Source organism: Streptomyces sp. col6 (genome assembly GCF_008042035.1).
Classification (GTDB): Bacteria; Actinomycetota; Actinomycetes; order Streptomycetales; family Streptomycetaceae; genus Streptomyces.
The window spans coordinates 1-648 of record NZ_RDBL01000093.1; the positions used below are offsets into that span (position 1 = coordinate 1).

Annotated in this window: 2 protein-coding genes; one reads left to right on the top strand and one right to left on the bottom strand. The window is 68.7% G+C overall.

The annotated features are described in order from the left end of the window. Positions 1–281 (top strand): family 1 glycosylhydrolase (locus EAO73_RS35780; RefSeq protein WP_147975688.1); only part of this gene is annotated, 281 nt, incomplete at its 5' end. Positions 282–354: 73 nt separating this feature from the next. On the opposite strand, the gene EAO73_RS35785 is transcribed toward EAO73_RS35780, so the two are convergent. Further along, a complete protein-coding gene (locus EAO73_RS35785; protein WP_147969467.1) occupies positions 355–615 on the bottom strand; it encodes a GlsB/YeaQ/YmgE family stress response membrane protein in 261 nt (86 codons plus the stop codon). Positions 616–648 lie beyond the last annotated feature (33 nt).

Below are 648 nucleotides of genomic sequence, written 5' to 3' on the forward strand. Positions count from 1 at the left end.
ACGGCTCGGCGGAGCACGACACCGTGGAGGCGGAAGGGTCGGTGCGGGACGCGGACCGGGTGGAGTACCTGCGTACCCACCTCACGGCGCTCCGGGCGGCGATGGACGCGGGGGTCGATGTGCGGGGCTACTACGTGTGGTCGCTGCTCGACAACTTCGAGTGGGCGCTCGGGTACGCGAAGCGGTTCGGCGTCATCCGGGTCGACTACAACACCCTGGAGCGCACACCGAAGGACAGCTACCGCTGGTATCAGGGCCTGATCGCGGCACACCGGGCCTGAGCCCGGACACGACGAACGCCCTGCCCGCCGCTCCTCGCGGCCGGGCAGGGCGTTCGTCGTACCGCCGGACGGGTCAGGCGCGTCGTCGGGCCCACATGGGGCTGATGAAGGCGATGAGCACGGCGGCGACACCGATCTGGAAGATGTGCCGGATCCAGTCGATGCCCCCGGTGTCACGCACACCGAAGGCGGTGGCGAGGGCGTTGCCGACGAGGGCACCCACGATACCGAGCAGGACGGTCAGCCACAGGGGGATGGGCTGACGGCCGGGAACGACCAGCTTGGCCAGCAGGCCGATGACGAGTCCCGCGATGATGGCCCACAGAAATGACACGACAACTCCTCTTCTACCGCTGTCCGATCCGTT